Annotated in this window: 17 protein-coding genes and 3 pseudogenes; 5 read left to right on the top strand and 15 right to left on the bottom strand. The window is 59.8% G+C overall.

Going from position 1 to position 21,969, the window contains the following annotated elements; translation table 11 throughout:
• Positions 1–201: 201 nt before the first annotated feature.
• From ALO64_RS21580 to bioB, 9 genes and pseudogenes are all read right to left on the bottom strand, one after another.
• A complete protein-coding gene (locus ALO64_RS21580; RefSeq protein ID WP_044323768.1) occupies positions 202–1,980 on the bottom strand; it encodes an acyl-CoA dehydrogenase C-terminal domain-containing protein in 1,779 nt (592 codons plus the stop codon).
• Positions 1,981–2,152: 172 nt separating this feature from the next.
• Positions 2,153–3,451, bottom strand: coding sequence for a GGDEF domain-containing protein (locus ALO64_RS21575; protein ID WP_031596853.1), 1,299 nt, complete (start codon positions 3,449–3,451; stop codon positions 2,153–2,155).
• A 377-nt stretch (positions 3,452–3,828) separates the two neighbouring features.
• Positions 3,829–5,634 (bottom strand): phenylacyl-CoA dehydrogenase, encoded by a 1,806-nt coding sequence (locus tag ALO64_RS21570; protein ID WP_002555568.1) that lies wholly within the window; start codon positions 5,632–5,634, stop codon positions 3,829–3,831.
• A gap of 347 nt (positions 5,635–5,981) precedes the next feature.
• Positions 5,982–6,278, bottom strand: a complete 297-nt coding sequence (locus ALO64_RS21565) for a hypothetical protein (protein WP_004654758.1) — start codon at positions 6,276–6,278, stop codon at positions 5,982–5,984.
• Positions 6,279–6,432: 154 nt separating this feature from the next.
• Positions 6,433–7,113, bottom strand: coding sequence for a dethiobiotin synthase (bioD, locus tag ALO64_RS21560; protein ID WP_005744043.1), 681 nt, complete (start codon positions 7,111–7,113; stop codon positions 6,433–6,435).
• 30 nt (positions 7,114–7,143) lie between these two features.
• Positions 7,144–7,953, bottom strand: coding sequence for a malonyl-ACP O-methyltransferase BioC (gene bioC / locus ALO64_RS21555; RefSeq protein ID WP_044343886.1), 810 nt, complete (start codon positions 7,951–7,953; stop codon positions 7,144–7,146).
• A pseudogene (locus ALO64_RS21550) lies at positions 7,949–8,677 on the bottom strand (alpha/beta fold hydrolase); the annotation flags it as partial. The gene bioC and the pseudogene ALO64_RS21550, both read right to left, overlap by 5 nt.
• A complete protein-coding gene (gene bioF / locus ALO64_RS21545) occupies positions 8,670–9,860 on the bottom strand; it encodes an 8-amino-7-oxononanoate synthase (protein ID WP_044343885.1) in 1,191 nt (396 codons plus the stop codon). The pseudogene ALO64_RS21550 and the gene bioF, both read right to left, overlap by 8 nt.
• 64 nt (positions 9,861–9,924) lie before the next feature.
• Entirely contained in the window at positions 9,925–10,983 is a 1,059-nt protein-coding gene (bioB, locus tag ALO64_RS21540) for a biotin synthase BioB (protein WP_002555574.1), read from the bottom strand.
• A gap of 89 nt (positions 10,984–11,072) precedes the next feature.
• Between bioB and ALO64_RS21535 the strand changes: the two genes are divergently transcribed.
• Complete coding sequence (locus ALO64_RS21535) at positions 11,073–11,807, top strand: ComF family protein (protein ID WP_005735066.1); 735 nt, start codon at positions 11,073–11,075, stop codon at positions 11,805–11,807.
• Between the two features lie 84 nt (positions 11,808–11,891).
• On the opposite strand, the gene ALO64_RS21530 is transcribed toward ALO64_RS21535, so the two are convergent.
• A complete protein-coding gene (locus tag ALO64_RS21530) occupies positions 11,892–12,524 on the bottom strand; it encodes a TetR/AcrR family transcriptional regulator (RefSeq protein WP_002555769.1) in 633 nt (210 codons plus the stop codon).
• Between the two features lie 189 nt (positions 12,525–12,713).
• On the opposite strand from ALO64_RS21530, the pseudogene ALO64_RS21525 reads away from it, so the two are divergent.
• Positions 12,714–13,479, top strand: a pseudogene (locus ALO64_RS21525) (TOBE domain-containing protein).
• Between the two features lie 81 nt (positions 13,480–13,560).
• Entirely contained in the window at positions 13,561–15,477 is a 1,917-nt protein-coding gene (locus ALO64_RS21520) for a PhoX family protein (protein ID WP_005735064.1), read from the top strand.
• A gap of 232 nt (positions 15,478–15,709) precedes the next feature.
• Here ALO64_RS21520 and ALO64_RS21515 read toward each other — a convergent pair whose 3' ends face one another.
• The 3 genes from ALO64_RS21515 to ALO64_RS21505 all read right to left on the bottom strand — a co-directional run bounded on the left by ALO64_RS21515 (position 15,710) and on the right by ALO64_RS21505 (position 17,875).
• On the bottom strand, positions 15,710–16,300 hold the full coding sequence (locus ALO64_RS21515) for an HAD family hydrolase (RefSeq protein ID WP_044344430.1): 591 nt from the start codon (positions 16,298–16,300) through the stop codon (positions 15,710–15,712).
• Positions 16,297–17,166: an acyl-CoA thioesterase II gene (gene tesB, locus ALO64_RS21510; RefSeq protein WP_044344431.1), complete on the bottom strand. Its 870-nt coding sequence runs from the start codon at positions 17,164–17,166 to the stop codon at positions 16,297–16,299. Before tesB ends, ALO64_RS21515 begins: the two co-directional genes overlap by 4 nt.
• A gap of 139 nt (positions 17,167–17,305) precedes the next feature.
• Positions 17,306–17,875, bottom strand: a complete 570-nt coding sequence (locus ALO64_RS21505; protein WP_044322982.1) for a GNAT family N-acetyltransferase — start codon at positions 17,873–17,875, stop codon at positions 17,306–17,308.
• 120 nt (positions 17,876–17,995) lie between these two features.
• Between ALO64_RS21505 and ALO64_RS21500 the strand changes: the two genes are divergently transcribed.
• Entirely contained in the window at positions 17,996–18,913 is a 918-nt protein-coding gene (locus tag ALO64_RS21500) for a histone deacetylase family protein (protein ID WP_044344432.1), read from the top strand.
• A 105-nt stretch (positions 18,914–19,018) separates the two neighbouring features.
• Entirely contained in the window at positions 19,019–20,257 is a 1,239-nt protein-coding gene (locus ALO64_RS21495) for a TIGR03862 family flavoprotein (RefSeq protein WP_161794692.1), read from the top strand.
• 223 nt (positions 20,258–20,480) lie between these two features.
• Here ALO64_RS21495 and ALO64_RS21490 read toward each other — a convergent pair whose 3' ends face one another.
• Together ALO64_RS21490 and ALO64_RS26470 are read right to left on the bottom strand one after the other, a co-directional pair.
• The gene (locus tag ALO64_RS21490; RefSeq protein ID WP_002555255.1) at positions 20,481–21,809 is read right to left on the bottom strand and encodes a DEAD/DEAH box helicase; all 1,329 of its coding nucleotides are present in this window, start codon (positions 21,807–21,809) and stop codon (positions 20,481–20,483) included.
• Positions 21,810–21,871: 62 nt separating this feature from the next.
• A pseudogene (locus tag ALO64_RS26470) lies at positions 21,872–21,969 on the bottom strand (drug/metabolite exporter YedA); the annotation flags it as partial.

Below are 21,969 nucleotides of genomic sequence, written 5' to 3'. Positions count from 1 at the left end.
TCTAAGCGGGGCTTTCCAGACTGTTTCCCTGATTTCCCTTTCACCCCACCGTCCTGGCAGGCTTCCCTACGTGTCCCTGTTATGTCTTGTTGCGCGTCCTGCGCTACGTCCATGGGTGAAGATTAACTTTGGATCCCTTTCTTGGGAAGAGGTCAATTGGCACCACGCAGTGTAAGCAAATGCTTACAAGGCTTTTGCAGGTCAGAATTGTGACGCCTTCAACAGGTACAGCGAATCGCTGCCCGCGCGCACCGAGGCATCCAGCGAGTGGATACGCGGCAGCAGGCGCGCGAAGTAGAAGCGTGCGGTGCCCAGCTTGCTCGCATAGAACTCCTCCTGCTGCTCTTTACCGAGCGCCGCCTTGGCCATCATCGCCCACATGTAGGCGTAGGCGGTGTAACCAAACAGATGCAGATACTCCACAGACGCAGCGCCGATTTCATTGGGATTACCGCGCGAGCGGTCCAGCACCCAGCCAGTCAGCTCATCCAGCATGTTCAAGGCTTTTGCCAGCGGCTGGGCGAACTCGTTAAGTGCGCCATCCGCGCCATTGATGAACTGGCGCACTTCATCCGAAAACAACTGATAGAACGCGCCGTTCGAACCGACGATCTTGCGCCCCACCAGATCAAGCGCCTGAATGCCATTGGTGCCTTCGTAGATCTGCGTAATGCGCACGTCACGTACCAGCTGTTCCTGGCCCCACTCACGGATGTAACCGTGACCGCCGAAAACCTGCTGGCCATGAACAGTGGTTTCCAGACCGATATCACTCAGGAACGCCTTGGCGACCGGGGTCAGCAGCGCCACCAGATCATCGGCACGCTTGCGCGCGGCATCGTCTTCGCTGAACTTGGCGATATCCAGTTGCAGTGCGACGTAGCTGGAAAACGCACGACCGCCTTCGTTGAACGCCTTCATGGTCAACAGCATGCGACGCACGTCGGGGTGGACGATGATCGGGTCAGCAGCCTTGTCCTTGTTCTGCGCTCCGGTCGGGGCGCGGCTCTGTAAACGATCCAGCGCATACTCGACGGCGCTCTGGTAAGACCGCACGCCCGACGCCAGGCCCTGAATACCAACGCCCAGACGCTCGTAGTTCATCATCGTGAACATCGCCGCCAGCCCCTTGTTCGGTTCGCCGATCAGGTAGCCGGTAGCGTCGTCGAAGTTCATCACGCAGGTCGCCGAAGCCTGGATACCCATCTTGTGCTCGATCGAGCCACAGCTGACGGTGTTGCGCTCGCCAAGGCTGCCGTCGTCGCCGACCATGAACTTGGGCACCAGAAACAGCGAAATGCCTTTCGGCCCGGGCGGTGCATCCGGCAACTTGGCCAAGACCAGATGAATGATGTTTTCGGTCAGGTCGTGTTCGCCGCCGGTAATGAAAATCTTGCTGCCGGTGATCTTGTAGGCACCGTCAGCCTGCGGTTCGGCCCGGGTCCGAATGATGCCCAGATCGGTACCGGCGTGGGCCTCGGTCAGGCACATCGACCCGGCCCAGACGCCTGAATACATATTGGGCAGAAATTTGGTCTTGAGCGCTTCGCTGGCGTGGGTGTCTATCGATACGCAGGCGCCGGACGTGAGCATCGCGTACAGACCGAACGCCAGGCTGGCAGAGTTGAGCATCTCTTCGACCTGAGCCGACACCACCTTGGGCATGCCCATGCCGCCAAACTCGGGATTGCCGCCTACACCGACCCAGCCGCCCTCAGCGTAGGTCTTATAGGCCTCGGGAAAACCTGCAGGTGTGGTGACGACGGTGTCCTTCCAGTGGCAGCCCTCCTCGTCACCGTTACGGCTCAGCGGCGCAATGGTCTTGCTGGTCACTTTACCGGCTTCTTCGAGAATGGCTTCGACCGTTTCAGCATCGACTGTTTCGGCCAGCTCGGGCAGTTGAGCCCAGAGCTTTGAAACCTCGAAGACTTCATTGAGGACGAAGCGCATATCGCGCAGTGGCGCTTTGTAGTCAGCCATGGCAAACCTCGTGAACACGGAGCGAAATTCTGTTGGAGGCTGATCGATGCATGCAGAGACGCAGATCAGCAGTCGAGTTTCACGAGTCTACCCGAACAACATTTCAGAGACATAGGGTCGTGTCATGACTGAATAGTCACAGCAGGTCACGGGGAAAAATAGCAGGATTGGCTCAGGTGGCCGCTTCAGTTGTACGAACAGCGCCGCGCCGGTTCAACTGCCCGTAAGCGACCACACAGTTGCGCCCGGCCCCCTTGGCCGCATACAGCGCCTGATCAGCACTCTTGAGCACCTCTTCCGGCGTGCGATGTTCCGGCTGGCGCTCGGCAACGCCGATACTGACCGTTACCGACACGCTGCCTGCCTGCGCTCCCCCGCGGCGTTGTCGGCCTTGCTGATCATCCTGAGGACGACTGTCCTTGTTGCGCAGCTGAATCTCGTAATTGGCGATGGTCTCGCGGATGGCTTCCAGATGCGGCATGCATTCATCAATGGTCTTGGCGGCAAACACGATGGCGAACTCTTCGCCCCCATAGCGATAAGCCTTGCCACCACCGTTGGTGATTTTCGACAGTTTGCTGGCCACCAGACGCAGCACCTGATCGCCCACATCGTGGCCGTGGGTGTCATTGAATTTCTTGAAGTGATCCACGTCGCTCATCGCCAGCACATAGTTGCGTCCCAGACGCTGCATGCGCTCATTGAGCGCCCGGCGACCAGGCAGTCCGGTCAGTTCATCCCGGAAGGCCATCTGATACGCCTCGTGAGCCACGGCGGCGGCAATCATCAGCATCACCTGACTGCAGAGGATATTCAGCGTGAACGGCAGGATGAAGGTTTTCGGCAGTGCCCAGAACAATCCCAGCAGGCCGACAATCTGCGCGGCGTGCAGCGGTCGCGGTTTTTCCAGGTATTGCCAGATCAACACCCCGAATGACACCAGGAACATGGCATAGGACAGCTGAATCAGACTCATCCAGGCACCGTGCAGCGCAGGCCAGCGGATGTCGGCTAGCCAGACTTGCAGTTCGACCGGATAACTCTGTTCAAGACCCAGCGCCACACTGCCTACCGCCACCAATACCGCGAGCCGCGCGACCATGTCCTGAAACAGATGCGTACGTTCTTCCCACGCGGCATACAGCCCGAACAGCACCGGCAGCAGCAGGCAGACCAGGTGGAAAATCACCGCCGCATCCTCACGGACCTTGCCGTTATCGCGGTAAAAATCGGTCTGGGTATCCAGCAGGTAGTAGGCGATATACACCGTGAGCATCAGAAACAGCTCGCGCTGACGCCGGTAAACACAGCAATACGCACCGCCCAACAGCAGAACCAGCGTGGGCAGCACATTGAATAGCGATGTGAAGAAGACGTTCAGGTCCTTTACGTACGCAGCCGCAAGCCCCGCCACCAGCAGACCCAGTGAAGGCAAAAAATGACTCAATCGCGCAGCTGATGGGCGCAACAAAAGGGGTTATCTCCTACCCGGCATCTGAATGAATGGCTGATCTGATGGCATTGTGCCCTCCGCCAGCGAACAATGCATCGGCAGGATCAATAAACGAGCTACTTTCTGTAACGGCAGGAGGTGGGAAATGTTTATTGCGGAAGTCGCGGGCGTTGGTGCTATCTGTATCTTGGACCGCATTGAATAGCGCCCCATGGCTGGGATGTGACGCAGAGCGTCACGAAATGCATTACCACGCGCAGTGATGGGAACGAGAGTTATCCGGGGTCAGTGCTCCCCAAAGTCTCGTTGAGATTGGTGTTAACAATGAGCCCAAACGCACCCATAAAAAAAACGCCTGATCAGCGATCAGGCGGTTTTCATGACCGCAGCGAGGCTTAGTAAGCCAGGCCGAAGTCTTCCTCTTTCATGTCCATCAGGTTGGCAGCGCCCGACAGGATCGCGGCAACGTGCGTGCGAGTGCGCGGCAGGATGCGCTGGAAGTAGAAGCGCGCGGTCTGGATCTTGGCGCGGTAGAACGCCTCGTCCGACGTACCGGCAGCCAGCTTCTCGGCCGCAAGACGCGCCATGTCGGCCCAGAAGTACGCCAGGCAGGCGTAACCGGAGAACATGATGTAATCCACCGAAGCGGCGCCGACTTCTTCGCGATCCTTCATGGCCGCCATGCCGACTTTCAGGGTCAGGTCGCCCCACTCCTTGTTCAGCGCGGCCAACGGCGTCACGAACTCCTGCACCGCTTCGTTACCCTCATTGCCCTGGCAGAACTTGTGGACGATCTTGGTGAAGCCCTTGAGCGCTTCGCCCTGAGTCATCAGCACTTTACGGCCCAGCAGGTCGAGAGCCTGAATGCCAGTGGTGCCTTCGTACAGCATCGAAATCCGGCTGTCGCGAACGTTCTGTTCCATGCCCCACTCGGCAATGAAACCGTGACCACCGTAGATCTGCACGCCGTGGTTGGCGGCTTCAAAGCCCACTTCGGTCATGAAAGCCTTGGCAATCGGCGTCATGAACGCCAGCAAGGCGTCGGCGGCTTTCTTTTGCTCCGGGTCTTCGCTGTACTTGACGATATCGACCTGTTTGGCCGTGAAGTACACCATGGCACGCGTGCCTTCGGCGAAAGCCTTCATGGTCAGCAGCATGCGGCGCACGTCTGGATGGACGATGATCGGGTCAGCGGCCTTGTCCGGTGCTTTAGGACCGGTCAGCGAACGCATCTGCAGACGGTCACGGGCATATTGCAGACCACCCTGGAAAGCCACTTCGGCATGCGCCAGACCTTGCAGTGCAGTGCCCAGACGCGCGGTGTTCATGAACGTGAACATGCAGTTCAGGCCCTTGTTCGGCGGGCCGATCAGGTAGCCGGTAGCGCCGTCGAAGTTCATCACGCAGGTAGCGTTGCCGTGGATGCCCATCTTGTGCTCGATGGAGCCACAGTTAACCGCGTTGCGCTCACCGATGCTGCCATCGGCAGCCGAGAGGAACTTGGGCACAATGAACAGCGAAATGCCTTTGGTGCCAGCCGGTGCGTCCGGCAGACGCGCCAGCACGATGTGGACGATGTTATCGGCCATGTCGTGTTCGCCAGCGGAAATGAAAATCTTGGTGCCGGTAACCTTGTAGGTCCCGTCAGCCTGAGGTTCAGCCCTGGTGCGCAGCATGCCCAGGTCAGTGCCGCAGTGGGATTCGGTCAGGCACATGGTGCCGGTCCATTCGCCGGAGACCAGCTTGGTCAGGTAGGCGTCCTGCTGCTCGGGGGTGCCGTGCTCGGAGATGGTGTTCATCGCACCATGCGACAGGCCAGGGTACATGCCCCACGACCAGTTCGCTTCGCCGACCATCTCGCTCACCGCCAGACCCAGCGACTCGGGCAAGCCCTGGCCGCCATGCGCAACGTCATGCGCCAGACTCGGCCAGCCGCCCTCGACAAATTGCTTGTAAGCCTGCTTGAAACCGGTCGGTGTCTTCACGCCCGACTCGCTCCAGGTGCAGCCCTCGGTATCGCCCACCCGGTTCAGCGGTGCCAGAACCTGCTCGCAGAACTTGGCACCCTCTTCGAGAATGGCGTCGACCATGTCCGGGGTGGCGTCATGACAGGCTGGCAGACTTTGATAGTGCGCTTCATAACCGAGCAGCTCATCACGGACGAAACGAATATCACGCAAGGGGGCCTTGTAGTCAGGCATAGCGATAAACCTCTGCTGATGAATCCTGGAACGAATGACCGGGCGGTCGCTGAAAGCATAGCCTCAAGCACCAGACAATCTCGTATGCCTTGCGGTCAAACAGGTGTTTGAAACATACGTTTACGCCTAAACCTTGTCAATAGCGAAGCGCGCACCATTCGTCCACGCTGCTCCACAGACCGCGCAGGCAAAGGCATCAGGCGCAGGAAAAACGTAAGCGCAAGTTTAGTCGAGGGCTGGGAGTGTTACGGGGCGATACAGGAGGGTGATGGCGGGCAATTCAGCAAACGACGCCGTGCAGGTGTGGCACGGCGTTGGCGTTACACGAAGCTTTAGAACACAGGATGTTAAGCGTAAGTGTCGATCAGAGTGCCAAGCGCTTCGTCGCTGGCCTTTTGAACCGCAACTCCGGCTTCGACCTGACTCTTGCCGGCGTTGAGCTCGACAATATTGGCAGACAGGTCAGAACGCTGGCTGCGGTCGACGGAACGCAGGTTTTCGAGCTGAAAGTCGGAAGACTGGCTTCTGCCCGACACTTCGATATTGGAGCTGGCGATCTGGGTGGCCGCCTGATCCACACGACCTTGCCCGACCTGCATAGCGCTCAGGCCCGGATAAAGGGTGTTGTTCATGGTGATTTGCATAAGCCGATCCTCAGTTCAAAAAACGAACACATGCCATTGAACCAGCATTTGCGCAGAAATACTCGACAAATAGACTAATGGCACTAGGCCGCATGATAGCCTGACTCTTGAAAAAACCAAAACAACGTTGCCTGTCAGCAAGATAGCGACGCTGTCAGCGCAGTTGCCCTAATTCAAGGTATTGCGCCACATTTCCGGCGCTCGCCTCGTTCAATCGTGGCACGCGTCCAAGACAGGGTGCAGGCAGACGCTCGACCAGCGTGGCGAGGTTTTCCTCAAGCCGCGAGGTGTTTGCGTCTATGACGTTGGCCACCCAGCCTGCCAGGTGCAGACCGTCCCGGGCGATGGCTTCGGCAGTCAGCAGCGCATGATTGATACAGCCCAGACGCACGCCCACCACCAGAATGATCGGCAGATCCAGCGCAATGGCCAGATCAGACAGGTTGCTCTGCCCGGCCAAGGGCACGCGCCAGCCGCCTGCGCCTTCGATCAAGGTGAAGTCGGCCTGTTTATCCAGAATGTGCTGCATCGGCTTCAGCAACGAGTCGACCGTCAACACGACACCTGCCTCGCGCGCGGCCAGATGCGGCGCAATGGCCGGTTCGAAAGCCAGCGGATTGACTTCATCGTAATCCAGCTCGACAGAGCACTCGGCCTGTAACGCCAGCGCGTCGGAATTGCGCAGTCCCTGTGCAGTCACTACGCAACCGGATGCCACAGGCTTGCCCGCTGCTGTACTCAAGCCCTTCAAGCGGGCGGCATGCAGCAAACCGGCAGCTACCGTGGTCTTGCCAGCGTCGGTATCGGTTCCGGTGATGAAATAAGCAGCGCTCATCTCGGTAATCTTCCTTATGACGTGGAGCCGTCAGGCTTTTTCAAGCACCGCGTACACCACTTGATAGGTAGCGGGCAGACCGGCTTCCTGACGGAAGGCTTCGTAGGCCTGAACCATGCCCTTGATCCGCTCGCGTCCGGTCAGGCCACTGGGCCGCCCAGGGTTGAGGTTGTGCGCCCCGAGCGCTTTCAGCTCATGCGTCAGGCTGCGCACATCGGGGTAATGCAACACCTGCGGGCACACATCCAGGCTGCGCACCTGTAAACCGCTGGCAGCGCACAACTGACGATAATCATCCTCGTGACGAAAGCGGTTTACATGAACCTGGCCGTCGACTGCCTGCCAGCTGTCACGCAACTCGTACAGCGTGCCGACGCACAGGCTGGCGAAGGCAAACACACCGCCTGGTTGCAATACCCGGCGAGCCTCACGGAGCACCGCGGCGAAATCCGCACACCACTGCACAGCGAGGCTGGAGAAAATCAGCCCGCAACTCTGATCACGCAGTGGCAGGTGCTCGGCATCACCTGCCACAAAGTGCTGTGCACCGCCCAATGGCTGCGCATGGCGCAACATGCCTTCGGCGATATCCAGCGCGATGCCTTCGCTGCCACTGAAAACCTGATCCAGTGCCCGGCTGAAATAGCCAGTGCCGCTCCCCAGATCCAGCCAGCGAACCGGACTGAACTGCGCAGGCAGACGCGACAGCAGCTCGCTGCCGACGCTGCGCTGTAGTTCGGCCACGCTGTCATAGCTGCCCGCGGCCCGGGAAAAAGACGCGGCGACCTGCCGTTTGTCCGGCAGGACAGAGGGCGGTTTGGGCATAGAAAGACCAGTCATCGTCCAACTCGTGCAGAAAGGCGTGAATCGCAGCGGCTACTCCGTGGGGGTTTTCCAGAAGGAATGCATGGCTGGCCTGTTCGATCAGACCGACCTCGACATCCGGCAACAAGGCCAGCAGATCACTTGCTGCTTCAGCCGGCACGAATGCATCGAGTCCGGCAAACAGGTGCAGTTGCGGGCCGCGATAGGTTTGCAGCGCGCTACGTGTATCGAGTTGCTGGAGTATCTTCAGGCCGTCGACCAAAGCAGTTTTGGAGCTGTGCGGCGCGCCAGCCTTGAGTAACCGGGCGAGACCGCGTGAGTCTACTGCGCCTTGAGTGCATAACAGGCTGAAACGCTTGAGGGTCGCGTCATGGTCAGCGGAACAGCCGGCCAGAAACGCATCGAAATCCTGCGCGGGCATCGCATTCGGCCACGCGCCCTGGGTGACGAAACAGGCATTACTGGCCAGGGTCAGCAGCCCGCAGCAACCTTCGCCACGCCGTGCTGCCAGCTCGGCGGCGAGCATGCCGCCCAGCGACCAGCCGCCCAGCCAGGCGTTATCCGGCAGGTTGGCGTCCAGTTCGTCGAGCCAGTCAGGCAGGTCGCAGCTGTCGATATCCGGCAACGGCTCGATTTCGACCCGCAAATGCTCGTCAAGCCCGCGCAACGCGGCGGCAAGCGGCTCCAGCGGCGAAACGCCCAAGCCCCAGCCCGGCAGTAGAATCAAACGATCACGCATGGACGGGCTCCGTGGATTCACTTGCATCCAGCAGCGGGTAGCACTGCTCCAGAGCCTCCAATAATAGCTGTACGTCGGCCTTGCTGTGCGCGGCAGACAACGTTACGCGCAATCGAGCACTGCCCGCAGGCACGGTCGGCGGACGAATCGCCGTCACCAGCAAGCCACGCTCACGTAGCAACTGCGACAGACGCAGAGCCCGTCCGGCATCGCCGATCAGGATTGGCTGGATCGGCGTAAAGCTGCCCATCAATTGCAGGCCGATCTGCTCGGCACCCTGACGAAACTGCTGGATCAGGCTCGCCAGATGCTCGCGACGCCAATGTTCGGTACGCAGCAATTGCAGGCTTTTCAAGGTCGCGCAGGCCAGCGCAGGTGGCTGGCTGGTGGTGTAAATATAGGGCCGGGCGAACTGAATCAAGGTTTCGATCAGCTCTTCACTGCCGGCCACGAATGCTCCAGAGGTGCCGAACGATTTGCCGAGGGTGCCGACCAGTACCGGCACATCCTCCACGCTCAGGCCGAAGTGCTCGACGATTCCGGCACCGTTTGTACCCAGCGGCCCGAAGCCGTGGGCGTCATCCACCATCAGCCAGGCACCTTTGGCCTTCGCAGCCTGCGCCAGCGCAGGCAAGTCAGCGATGTCACCATCCATGCTGAACACACCGTCAGTGACCACCAGCGTATCGCCCACGGATTTCTCCAGGCGGCTTGTCAGGCTGGTCACATCGTTGTGCAAATAGCGCGAGAACCGTGCGCCGCTGAGCAGACCGGCATCCAGCAGCGAGGCATGATTGAGGCGGTCTTCCAGCACCGTATCGCCCTGCCCGACCAAGGCTGTCACCGCGCCGAGGTTGGCCATATAGCCATTGGAGAACAACAGCGCGCGAGGACGACCGGTCAGCTCGGCCAGCGCTTCTTCCAGTTCGTGGTGCGGCGTGCTGTGGCCGATCACCAGATGCGACGCCCCGCCGCCCACGCCCCAACGCTCGGCACCTGCCTGCCAGGCGGCGATCACTTCCGGATGGTTGGCCAGGCCCATGTAATCGTTGTTGCAGAACGCCAGCAATGGCTGACCATCGATAACCACCTGCGGACCTTGCGGGCTTTGCAGCAATGGGCGCTGACGGTAGAGATGTTCGGCGCGACGGGCGTCGAGGCGCGTGCGGAGATCGAAAGACATGCAGGCCCCGGTCCGAAAGATGGCAGTTCAAAACGGGCCGGAGCAGGCCGGCCCGTTCAAGGGGTCAGGCAGAAGCAGCGTCGTAGAACATCGAACTGCTTTGCTGTTCGACCAGCGCCTGTTCGATGGCAGCCTGATGCACTTCATCAGCATGGCCTTCGCCCGCTTCGGGCTTGATGCCCAGACGCGAGAACAACAGCATGTCCTTGTCGGCTTGCGGGTTGGCGGTGGTCAGCAGCTTGTCGCCATAGAAAATCGAGTTGGCACCGGCGAAGAAGGCCAGCGCCTGCATTTGCTCGTTCATCGCTTCACGCCCGGCAGACAACCGCACGTGGGACTGCGGCATGAGAATCCGTGCCACCGCGAGCATGCGGATGAAGTCGAACGGGTCGACGTCTTCGGCGTTTTCCAGCGGCGTACCGGCAACCTTGACCAGCATGTTGATCGGCACCGACTCCGGGTGCTCCGGCAGGTTTGCCAGCTGGATCAGCAGCCCGGCGCGGTCGTCGAGGGACTCGCCCATGCCCAGAATGCCGCCCGAGCAGATCTTCATCCCGGCATCGCGCACGTAGGCCAGGGTTTGCAGGCGCTCGCTGTAGGTCCGGGTGGTGATGATGCTGCCGTAGAACTCCGGCGAGGTGTCGAGGTTGTGGTTGTAGTAGTCCAGCCCGGCAGTGGCCAGCGCTTCGGTCTGCTCCTGATCGAGACGGCCGAGGGTCATGCAGGTTTCCATGCCCATGGCTTTCACGCCTTTGACCATCTCCAGCACGTAAGGCATGTCCTTGGCGGAGGGATGCTTCCAGGCCGCGCCCATGCAGAAACGGGTCGAACCAATGGCTTTGGCACGCGCTGCTTCCTCAAGCACCTTCTGCACTTCCAGCAGTTTTTCTTTCTCAAGACCGGTGTTGTAGTGACCGGACTGCGGACAGTACTTGCAGTCTTCCGGGCAAGCGCCGGTCTTGATCGACAGCAGCGTGGAAACCTGCACACGGTTGGCGTCGAAATGAGCGCGGTGCACCGTTTGCGCCTGAAACAGCAGGTCATTGAATGGCTGTACGAACAGCGCCCTGACCTCGGCTAAAGTCCAGTCGTGACGCAAAGTGGCGGTGGTGCTGGCGCTCATCGGGCGGCTCCTTGGTGTTTCTGGGCAATGCGCGAGGGCGTAAAGGCACCATGCGCTACACGGATGTCGGGCATATTTAAGGAAGAGCCATGCGCTGTCAACCCAACCGCCAATACGAGGTTTACATCTGGTTAAAAAACAAACAACACTGTTTGTTATGCGATGAGCGCAGCGAGGTGCCAATGCCTGTCTGCGTGCCGTGCGAAGCCGAGCTGCCATGGCTGGGCAGCCAGTGCGACTGCTGTGCGCTGCCTTTACCCCTCTCCGGCATGAGCTGCGCGCAATGTTGCAAGCGCCCTCCCGGATTTGCTCAGGTGATCGCGCCGTGGCTGTACGACTTCCCGGTGGACAGCCTGATCACCCGTTTCAAACATAACGGTAAATGGCCGATGGGACGCCTGCTGGCCGAACTGTGTGGGCAGTTTCTACAACACCGTTTCGAGGAAGACCTGCCACGGCCCGATTACCTGATTCCTGTTCCTCTCGCCAACAAACGCCTGCGCCAGCGCGGCTATAACCAGGCGGCGATGCTGGCCGGGTGGCTGGGTAAACAGTTGCAGCTGCCCGTTGACGAACACCATGTGTTGCGCAGCCGGGAGACAGCAGCGCAACAAGGGCTGGACGCCAAGGCACGCAAACGCAACCTGCGCGACGCCTTCACCCTCGTTGATCCCGACTGGGTGCAGGGCAAGCACCTGGCGCTGGTGGACGACGTCCTGACCACCGGTTCGACGGCAGAGGTCATTGCGCGACTGCTGAACAAGGCCGGTGCGCGAAGAGTGGACGTGTATTGCCTGGCAAGAACGCCGAAGCCTGGGGATTGATTGGGCACTATGCTCAGGAACCTCAAAACGCTCATCGCTCCCACGCTCCGCGTNNAAAAAACTGATACTCCCGAATAGTGAGCTTTAAATAACTCGCTTCCCCAAAAATACCGGCAAATACAACCCCAAATAAGCATCAAACACCCGCATCCCTTCCTCCGCCATGCGCGGTGTGATCTCGTCATGCAATTGCACTGATCGCGCATACACCCGATCCCCCAGTTCCATCGCCAGCGCAAATACGTCCACGTCATCCGGCAGCGCAGGCAGCTGGAAGTGGCGGTCAAAGACCCCAAGCATCAAATGCCCCAGCTCTATGTCGTGCTGGCGGTCTGCCTGGTTGATTTCGGTCAGGCCGTGCTGGGCAAGGATCAATTGGCGGGCGGCGGCGTCGGCGTTGTAGATGGCCAGCATGCGCAGTTCGACGATACGCGACAGGTCGCGCCAAGTGGTGAGCTGGTCGTGATCGATAGGCGCTTGCAGTGAGGCGCGGAAAGCCGCGTGAATATCGGCGGTCAGCGCTTCAAGCAGCGCCGGAACGCTGGCGAAGAAGTGATACACCGAGGAGGGTGGAATACCTGCGCGTTCAGCCACGCTGTAGATCGACAGGCTGGCCACCCCTTGCTCGGCGAGCAGCGTGCGCGCGGCGTCGAGAATCGAATCGATCCTGGCCTGGCTGCGTGCTTGAGGTTTGCGGGGCGTGGCGGCGCGTGTCATGGGCGTGGCTCGTGGTTGGGCTGACGGCATTGTAAGGGATTCTGACCGGATGAATCTCTGTCGTCGCCAAACGATTATCGCTCCCACGCTCCGCGTGGTAGCGCAGCCCTGGACGCTCCGCGTCCGGTTTCGACGCCATGCGCGAGAGCGATCATACTGCCCTCTCCTACTCGACCATCGCAGATCGCCATGTCGCTACCCACCCCGCTGACGCAACACATGGTCCACCGCCCGCAACGTATCGCGTTGTTGCAGCACATTGCCGAACAGGGCTCGATCACCCGTGCCGCGAAAAGCGCAGGCCTGAGCTACAAGGCAGCATGGGACGCCATTGATGAGCTGAACAATCTGGCGCAAAAGCCGCTGGTAGAACGCAGTGTCGGCGGACGTGGCGGTGGCGGCGCTAAGCTGTCGCTAGAGGGCGAGCGAGTGCTGCGTCTTTATCAGCGGGTGCAGGCATTGCAGGCGCAGGTGCTGGAAGCGGCCGAAGACAGCAGCGACCTTGACCTGCTCAATCGCCTGACCTTGCCGTACCAGCGCACGCAATCAGTTGCTGGGGCGGATCGTCAGCATCACCCGTCAGGGACACAACGATCAGGTTCGCCTGCAATTGGCTGGTGAGGTGTTTATCTAAGCACAGGTCACCCATGACAGCACCCTGCGTCTGGAGCTGGAAAACGGCACGGAGGTGGTTGCACTGATCAAGGCCGGCTGGCTGGAACTGCACGCAGACCGCAGCGAAGAAACAAATGGAAACAATTGTCTGATCGGCCGAATCGACAACGTGACCGACGCTGAAGATGGCCCGAGCGAAGTACGCATCACACTCCCCGGCGGCCAGACGCTGTGCGCCCTGGCGACACCTGAGCACCTGCATGCACGACAGCTGAAAAGCGGTGCAACGGTTCAGGCAAGATTTGCCGCTTCACTGGTGTTGCTGGGTATACCGATGTAAGCGTCGGCAAGTCATTACCACGACACAATTCCGTCATATGCGCGCACTAAGGTGGCTGCCATATTCGAGGGAGCCGTGATGATGAAACTATTAGAAGAAAATCAAACCACCGATCTGGAAAATCTGGTCGGCACAGACAAGGTCGGACTCACCCGCCGGGGCTTCATCAGCGCAGGTGCCCTGTGCGGCGCAGCGATGTTTCTGGGTGGCAACCTGTTGAGCCGCACGGTTCTCGCGAACAGCGTCAGCGCAGCGTCCGGCACACTGCTGGGCTTCCAGAGCATCCCTGCCGCCACTGCCGACAGCATCAGCCTGCCGCAAGGCTATACCTCATCCGTTCTGATCAGTTGGGGCCACCCTTTACAGGCAGGCGGCCCGGCTTTCGACCCGAGCGGCAAGGGTACGGCCCAGGCTCAGGAAGTGCAGTTCGGCGACAACAACGATGGCATGTGCCTGTTCCCGATGCCAGGCCACAAGGATCGCGCACTGATGGCGATCAACAACGAATACACCAATTACCGCTACCTTTTCGATCACGGCAAAGAGCCGCAATCGGCTGAAGAAGTGCAAAAGGCACTGGCTGCAGAAGGCGTTTCCGTGATCGAAGTGCAACAGCACAATGGTAAGTGGCAGTTCGTTCAGGACTCGCGCTACAACCGTCGCATTCACGGCAACACGCCGATCAGCCTGAGTGGTCCGGCAGCCGGGCACGACTGGCTCAAAACGGATGCCGACAAGACCGGCACTCAGGCGCTCGGCACATTTCAGAACTGCTCCAGCGGCCAGACGCCATGGGGCACTTACCTGACCTGCGAAGAGAACTTCACTGATTGCTTCGGCAGCAGCAACGCCGAGCAGAAGTTCGACGCCGGCATGAAGCGCTATGGCGTGGTTGCTGCCAGCAAGGAGATCAACTGGCACCCGCACGACCCACGCTTCGACGTTGCGAAAAACCCCAATGAGGTCAATCGTCATGGCTGGGTGGTCGAGATCGATCCGTTCGACCCCAAGTCCACACCGGTCAAACGCACTGCACTCGGTCGCTTCAAGCATGAGAACGCGGCGTTCACCCAAACCAAGGGTGGCCGCGCCGTGGTGTACATGGGCGACGACGAGCGTGGCGAGTTCATCTACAAGTTCATCAGCCGCGACAAGATCGATCATCAGAACCCCAAAGCCAACCGTAACCTGCTCGACCACGGCACCTTGTACGTGGCGCAGTTCGATGCAGGCGACAGCAATCCGGATCATCCGAAAGGCAAGGGCCAGTGGGTCGAACTGACTCATGGCAAGAATGGCCTGGACGCGGCTGCCGGTTTCAATAATCAGGCAGAAGTGCTGATTCATGCGCGCCTGGCAGCCAGCGTTGTAAAAGCCACGCGCATGGACCGCCCGGAGTGGATCGTAGTCAGTCCCAAAGACGGTCAGGTCTATTGCACACTGACCAATAATGTCAAACGCGGCGAAGAGGGTCAGCCTGTAGGCGGGCCGAATCCACGCGCCAAGAACCAATACGGGCAGATCCTGCGCTGGAGCGAAGAAGGCAGCAATCCTTCAGCGATGACCTTCGACTGGGACCTGTTCGTGGTCGCGGGTAACCCGACTGTGCATGCCGGTACACCGCAGGCTGGGTCGAGCAATATCAACGCACAGAACATGTTCAACAGCCCCGACGGCCTGAGCTTTGATGAAGCCGGCAGACTGTGGATTCAGACCGATGGCGACTCCAGCAACAAGGGTGACTTCGCGGGCATGGGCAACAACCAGATGCTCTGCGCCGATCCTGCCAGCGGCGAAATTCGTCGCTTTCTGGTCGGGCCGATTGGTTGCGAAATCACCGGCATCAGCTTTGCGCCGGACTATAAAACCATGTTCATCGGCATCCAGCATCCCGGTGAAAACGGTGGTTCCACGTTCCCCGAGCATTTGCCCAACGGTAAACCGCGCTCATCGGTGATGGTCATCACCCGGGAAGATGGCGGCGTTATCGGCGCCTGATCGGCAATCAGGAAGAGGACGCAGATCGCTCATCGTTATATAAAGGTCTGCTATTGATTCTGGCCGGAGGCCGTGGGAGCGAACTTGTTCGCGAAAGGGTCAACATAATCGTCGAAAATGCATCGACTCAAATACCGTCTTCGCGAGCAATGCGGATTGCCGCCCCGGTCGCTCCCACAAACACTTGTGGATAACGGTGAGCGCTCCGCATTGGCACGGTAGGCAGCTCAGATCACCTCAGCATCCCGCGCAGCACTGTGCAATCCTCCGCATGCCAGTCGGTCAGTTCAGGCCAGGGGTTGTCTTTCAGATTGACCAGAACGGTCTTGGTACCCGCCGCACGGTCGCAGTTCAGGTCATGCATGTAGTCGCCGATCATGACCATCTTCTCCGGCTCGACACTCCAGCGAGCGGCCAGCGTCAGCAAACCCGCCGGATCCGGCTTGGGGGTCGCTTCGTCGCGGCCCAGTACATCCTCGACAGCAAAGCAGTCAGCGAGGCCGATGGCTTTCAAGGTGATGTACGCGAGCTCTTGAGCGTTGCGGGTCAGTATTCCCAACCGATAGCCGCGCGCCGACAACTCACGAACCAGCTCGACCGCGCCCTCGGCAGGCTGCGAAGCCAGCGCCAGATCGCGCTCGTGCTCAAGCAGCCAGGCGTGTTTGGCCGCCGATTCCTCAGCGGGCAACGCGGCAAGATGCCCCAGAATGTCGTCGTCCTGAGGGATGCCCAGTTCACGCTTGATTGCCGGGAAGTCGTGGACCGGGATGGTCAGGGTGCCATCCATGTCAAACACCCAGTGCTGTATGCCGTCGAGTGTCATGCCCAATCCTTGCGATGGCGGATCAGCCCTTCCTGGCTGACCGATGCAACCAGTTGCCCGGCGCGGTTGAAGATACTGCCGCGTGAGAAACCGCGGGAGTTGCCTGCCCAGGGACTGTCCATTGCATAGAGCAGCCAGTCATCGGTGCGCAGGTCGTTGTGGAACCACAGCGAGTGATCGAGGCTGGCGACCTGCATATCGCGCGGCCAGACCGTCTTGCCATGCGGCCGTAACGAAGTGGTCAGCAGGTTGAAGTCGGAGGCATAAGCCAGCATGTAACGATGCAGCGCCTGCATGTCCGACAGGCTGCCATCGGCGCGAAACCACACGTACTTCACCGGCTCGCCTGGCTTGGGATCGTACGGGTCTTCGGATGTCACGGGGCGGAACTGAATCGGTTTGGGGCGCAGAAACTTGTCGTGCATCGCTTCGGGGATCAGGTGTGCTCGGCCCGTCAGCAGCTCTAGCTCGGACGGCAGGTTTTCCGGACCGACAATCTGCGGCATCGACGCCTGGTGCTCAAAGCCCTCTTCGTCGTACTGAAAAGAGGCGCTGCACGTGAAAATCGGCTTGCCCTTCTGAATGGCAGTCACACGGCGCGTGCTGAAACTGCCGCCGTCGCGCACGCGGTCCACTTGATAGACCACCGGCAGGCCTGCATCGCCAGGGCGCAGAAAATAGCCGTGCAGCGAGTGAACGTGGCGATCCTCTTCGACGGTCTGACTGGCGGCAGACAACGACTGCCCCAGCACCTGACCGCCAAACAGCTGGCGAAAACCCAGGTCCTGGCTGCGGCCGCGAAAAAGATTCTCTTCAATGGCTTCCAGCGTCAGCAACTCAACCAGATCATCCAGCACTTGGCTCATTCTCACTCCTCTTGCACATCGACTCTGCACTTTTACGGCAACGGCAGTCGCTGCATTTTCCGACAGGCCTCTGGCCCATCCCACTGGAATGGAATGATACAGATTTAAGATGGTTGGCTTAATTCAATCTACACCCTGATCAAGGCTTCAGCGTCCTGAGCCACTGCTCATGGCTGATCCGGTACAGCACGTGCGGCTTGAGCGGATGGCCGTCATCCAGATTGGGATGATCGAAGTTGCCGGACTCATCCTGCTGCATACCGATTGCCTGCATAACTTTTTGCGACGGCTGATTATTGACCGCGGTAAACGACACGATCTCCTTCAAATTCAGGCGCTCGAAACCACAGCCCAGCGCGGTCCATGCCGCCTCGCTGGCAAAGCCCAGGCCCCAGTGGTCATAAGCCAGTCGCCAGCCGATTTCCACGGCCGGCGTAAAAGATGCCTTGAAACCCACGACATGCAGCCCGGTAAAACCGATGAATTCGCCGGTATCCTTACGCTCCAGCGCCCAAAACCCGAAGCCCAATTCGGCAAAATGACCACGTAACCGTCCGATCATGGCGGCGCTTTCAAGACGGCTCAGCGGTTCGGGGAAATAACGCATCACGCGCGGGTCCGCGCACATCTCGGCGAATGCTGGCAAGTCATCGTCGCGCCACTGCCGCATCAGCAGCCGGGCGCTGTCTAGCTTGAGTATCGGTTCCATCGATTCCCCCGTGTAACGAGACATGAGTGGGCGTCAGTGTAGTTATCCACTACGCCAGACAACTGGGCGTGCGCACGCTTTGCTGGCACTATCGGGCTTCGACCTGTCAACGGACGCAAAATGTCCCTACCGCTTATCTACCATGAAGACTACAGCCCGGACTTCCCGGCAGATCACCGCTTCCCGATGGACAAGTTCCGTCTGTTACGTGACTACCTGGTCGACAGCGGCCTGACCAGTGACGTTCAATTAATGCGTCCCGAGTTATGCCCGGCGGACATTCTGGCGCTGGCTCATGACCCGTCCTACATCAGCCGCTACCTTAATGGCGACCTGTCCCGTGAAGACCAGCGGCGTCTGGGCCTGCCCTGGAGCGAGGCGCTGGCACGTCGCACGGTTCGTGCCGTGGGTGGCTCGTTACTGACTGCCGAGCAGGCCTTGAAGCACGGCATGGCTTGCCATCTGGCGGGCGGCACTCACCATGCGCACTATGATTACCCGGCCGGTTTCTGCATTTTCAACGACCTGGCGGTGATCAGTCAGTACCTGTTGCAGAGCGGACGCGTGGACAAGGTGCTGATCTTCGACTGCGATGTGCATCAAGGCGACGGTACGGCGCGTATTCTGGCCGATACCGAGGACGCCATTACCGTCTCGCAGCACTGCGAAAAGAACTTCCCGGCGCGCAAGGCCCAGAGCGACTGGGATATCCCCCTGCCGATGGGGATGGGCGATGCTGACTACCTGAACGTCGTCGACGACCTGCTCAACTACCTGCTGCCGTTCTATAAGCCGGATCTGGTGCTGTATGACGCAGGAGTGGATGTTCACAAGGATGACGCGCTGGGCTATCTGCAACTGACCGATCAGGGCTTGGCCAATCGCGACGAAGCCGTGTTGCGTCATTGCCTGAGCCGCGACATTCCGGTCATGGGCGTGATCGGCGGCGGCTACAGCAAGGACCGTCAGGCGCTGGCAAGACGCCACGGGATCCTGCATCACAGTGCGCAACGGGTCTGGGACGAAATGGGCTTATGACTGCGCGTGCACCTAACCGCGGTTGCAGCCAATGAGTTGCACCACACCTGAAAACAACGCTCGGGTAGAATGCCCGCCTCCTTTGCTATCGATACTTCGCTGACCATGACCGACCTCGCCTCTCCTGCTTCCCGAACCGTCGCCATTATCGGAGGCGGCCCTGCGGGGTTGATGGCAGCAGAGGTGTTGAGCCAGGCAGGGCTGAACGTCGATCTGTATGACGCCATGCCTTCAGTAGGGCGCAAGTTTCTGCTGGCAGGGGTGGGCGGCATGAACATAACCCACTCCGAGCCCTACCCGGCTTTTCTGTCGCGCTACGCTGAACGTTCGCCGATGATCGCGCCTTTGTTGCGTAGTTTTAGTGCCGATAAGCTGTGCCAGTGGATTCATGAGCTGGGTATCGAGACGTTTGTCGGCAGCTCGGGCCGTGTTTTCCCCACTGACATGAAAGCCGCACCGCTGCTACGCGCTTGGCTCAAGCGGCTGCGTGATGCGGGCGTCACGATCCATACCCGTCACCGCTGGCTGGGATGGAACCCCGATGGCAGCCTGCGCATTGCCTGCGCCGATGGAGAAAAGGCGCTCAACCCTGCGGCCACGTTGTTGGCACTGGGCGGTGCCAGTTGGGCCCGGCTGGGGTCTGACGGGGCCTGGCTGCCATGGCTGCAAGCAAGGCAGGTCGAGGTTGCACCTCTGCAAGCCGCCAACTGTGGTTTCGAAGTGAGCGCCTGGAGCGACCTGCTGCGCGACAAGTTTGCCGGTGCGCCATTGAAAAATATCGCCATGGGCCTGCATGGCCATGCCCTGCGCCTGGGCGAATGCGTGCTGACAGCGACGGGCGTGGAAGGCAGTCTGGTGTATGCACTGTCGGCGCAAATTCGTGAACAGATCAACCTTCGCGGCTCGGCGACAGTGGACATTGACCTGCTGCCCGGCAAAACGCTGACAGACATTCAAAAAGCCCTGAGCAAACCACGTGGCTCGCGCTCGATGTCCAAGCACCTGCACAGCCAATTGGGCCTGGACGGCGCAAAGGCAGCGCTTTTACGCGAGCTTGCGCCTCGTGAAGCGTTTGCCGATCCGCTGTTGTTGAGTGAAGCCATCAAGGCGTTGCCACTGCCCCTGATCAAACCACGCCCCATCGATGAGGCCATCAGCACCGCAGGTGGCGTGACCTTCGAAGCCATGGACGAGCGTCTGATGCTCAGGCAATTGCCCGGCGTGTTCTGCGCAGGCGAAATGCTCGACTGGGAAGCCCCTACAGGCGGCTACCTGCTGACCGCCTGCTTCGCCAGTGGCCGCGCTGCGGGGCTGGGGATGGTGGAGTGGCTGAACTCACAGTGATTCCTGTGCGTATGCTCTGCACTCAGCGTTATACATAAACCCTTTCTGTGGGAATTTGTTCGCGAAGGCTATATTCCAAACGCAGCAAATTCGTCGACTGCGCTGCCCTCTTCGCGAACAAGTTCGCTCCCACAAAGCCCACGGATAACCTGTGGGAGCTTGCTCACGTTATACATAAATCCTTCTGTGGGAGCGTCGCCCGGCTCGCGCCCACATGCGTATATCAAGGCTTCTTCTTGCGCGGGCCGGTGTTGAAGACCGGCACTTTACGTATGGGTTTGACCGCTGGCGCAGGCTCTGACTCGCCGCTGTCGACCCATTTGCCCAGGTTACGTTTGCTGCCCGAGACCTTGGGCTTTTTCGGTTTCTTGGGTTTTTTCAGGATCTGGCCGCTGGCATCTGTAGTCGGCACCCGGTGCTCAGGCTCAAAGTCCTGTTCTTCCTTGCGCTCAAGCGTCTGGCGTGTCAGCACTTCGATGGCCGACAGCAGTTCGACTTCATCGGCACACACCAGCGAGATCGCCTCGCCCGTCAGGCCCGCCCGACCGGTGCGGCCAATACGGTGGATGTAATCCTCGGCCACAATCGGCAGGTCCAGGTTGACGACCGTCGGAAGATCATCGATATCCAGACCACGAGCCGCCACGTCGGTGGCAACCAGAATCTTCACTTCATTGCTCTTGAAACGATCCAGCGCACGCTGGCGAGTGGCCTGCGGCTTGTCGCCGTGAATACCATCAGCGTTCAGACCCAGCCCCTGTAAACGATCCACCAGTTGATCAACGCCAACCCGGGTCTTGGCGAACACCAGCACCTGGCCCCAGCGATGCTTTTTCATCAGATGGATGAACAGATCAGCCTTGCGCTTCTTGTCCACGGTCACAACCCATTGCTTGACCGATGACGCCGCAACATTGCGCGGGCTGACCTCGATGGTCAGCGGATCATTGAGCATCTGAGCGGCCAGCAGACGAATTTCGTCGGAAAAGGTCGCGGAGAACAGCAAGGTCTGGCGCTGCTTGGGCAGTACCGCGTAGATGCCACGCAATTCCTCGGCAAAGCCCAGATCAAGCATGCGGTCGGCTTCATCGAGGATCAGGGTCTGCAACTGGGAGAACTTGACTGCATTCTGGCGATGCAGGTCGAGCAGACGTCCCGGTGTCGCAACCAGCACGTCCACGCCCTTGCGCAGCTTCATCATTTGCGGGTTGATGCTCACGCCACCGTAGGCTGCGTAAGTGCTCAACGGCAGGTGCTCGGCATACTGACGAATGCTTTCGTGAACCTGATCGGCCAGTTCGCGGGTCGGGGCCAATACCAGCGCGCGAACGCAATTAGGCGCGACTTTCGGCCCTTCCATGGTCAGGCGCTGCAACAGCGGCAAGGCAAAACCTGCGGTCTTGCCGGTGCCGGTCTGGGCAGCTGCCATCAGATCGCGGCCCGCCAGTACCGGAGGAATTGCCTGGGTCTGTACAGGCGTCGGAGTCTGGTAACCGAGCGCTTCGAGGGCGCGCAGCAAGGGTTCGATCAGGCCGAGAGAGGCGAATGTCATGGAAATACCGTAGGAAAAATTCAACGCAAGGCGCGCAGTTTAACCTGTCCGGCCCGCCTCGGTTAGCTTGTGCGTGTCGATCCGACCTTTCGTACCGCCGACCTGCGCCATTGCGGCAGGCCAATCAGCACGACAGCGCTGATAATCACCACCATGGCCA

This window comes from Pseudomonas meliae, from assembly GCF_001400515.1.
GTDB classification, from domain to species: Bacteria; Pseudomonadota; Gammaproteobacteria; order Pseudomonadales; family Pseudomonadaceae; genus Aquipseudomonas; species Aquipseudomonas amygdali.
Note: the sequence above shows the minus strand (reverse complement) of the source record. Positions and strands in the feature narration are given on the sequence as shown.

Coding starts and splice junctions, on each gene's coding strand:
- ALO64_RS21580 (WP_044323768.1), bottom strand. CDS start 1,980: ATGGCTGACTACAAAGCGCCACTGCGCGATATGCGCTTCGTCCTCAAT.
- ALO64_RS21570 (WP_002555568.1), bottom strand. CDS start 5,634: ATGCCTGACTACAAGGCCCCCTTGCGTGATATTCGTTTCGTCCGTGAT.
- ALO64_RS21565 (WP_004654758.1), bottom strand. CDS start 6,278: ATGCAAATCACCATGAACAACACCCTTTATCCGGGCCTGAGCGCTATG.
- bioD (WP_005744043.1), bottom strand. CDS start 7,113: ATGAGCGCTGCTTATTTCATCACCGGAACCGATACCGACGCTGGCAAG.
- bioC (WP_044343886.1), bottom strand. CDS start 7,953: ATGACTGGTCTTTCTATGCCCAAACCGCCCTCTGTCCTGCCGGACAAA.
- bioF (WP_044343885.1), bottom strand. CDS start 9,860: ATGTCTTTCGATCTCCGCACGCGCCTCGACGCCCGTCGCGCCGAACAT.
- bioB (WP_002555574.1), bottom strand. CDS start 10,983: ATGAGCGCCAGCACCACCGCCACTTTGCGTCACGACTGGACTTTAGCC.
- ALO64_RS21535 (WP_005735066.1), top strand. CDS start 11,073: ATGCGCTGTCAACCCAACCGCCAATACGAGGTTTACATCTGGTTAAAA.
- ALO64_RS21530 (WP_002555769.1), bottom strand. CDS start 12,524: ATGACACGCGCCGCCACGCCCCGCAAACCTCAAGCACGCAGCCAGGCC.
- ALO64_RS21520 (WP_005735064.1), top strand. CDS start 13,561: ATGAAACTATTAGAAGAAAATCAAACCACCGATCTGGAAAATCTGGTC.
- ALO64_RS21515 (WP_044344430.1), bottom strand. CDS start 16,300: ATGACACTCGACGGCATACAGCACTGGGTGTTTGACATGGATGGCACC.
- tesB (WP_044344431.1), bottom strand. CDS start 17,166: ATGAGCCAAGTGCTGGATGATCTGGTTGAGTTGCTGACGCTGGAAGCC.
- ALO64_RS21505 (WP_044322982.1), bottom strand. CDS start 17,875: ATGGAACCGATACTCAAGCTAGACAGCGCCCGGCTGCTGATGCGGCAG.
- ALO64_RS21500 (WP_044344432.1), top strand. CDS start 17,996: ATGTCCCTACCGCTTATCTACCATGAAGACTACAGCCCGGACTTCCCG.
- ALO64_RS21495 (WP_161794692.1), top strand. CDS start 19,019: ATGACCGACCTCGCCTCTCCTGCTTCCCGAACCGTCGCCATTATCGGA.
- ALO64_RS21490 (WP_002555255.1), bottom strand. CDS start 21,809: ATGACATTCGCCTCTCTCGGCCTGATCGAACCCTTGCTGCGCGCCCTC.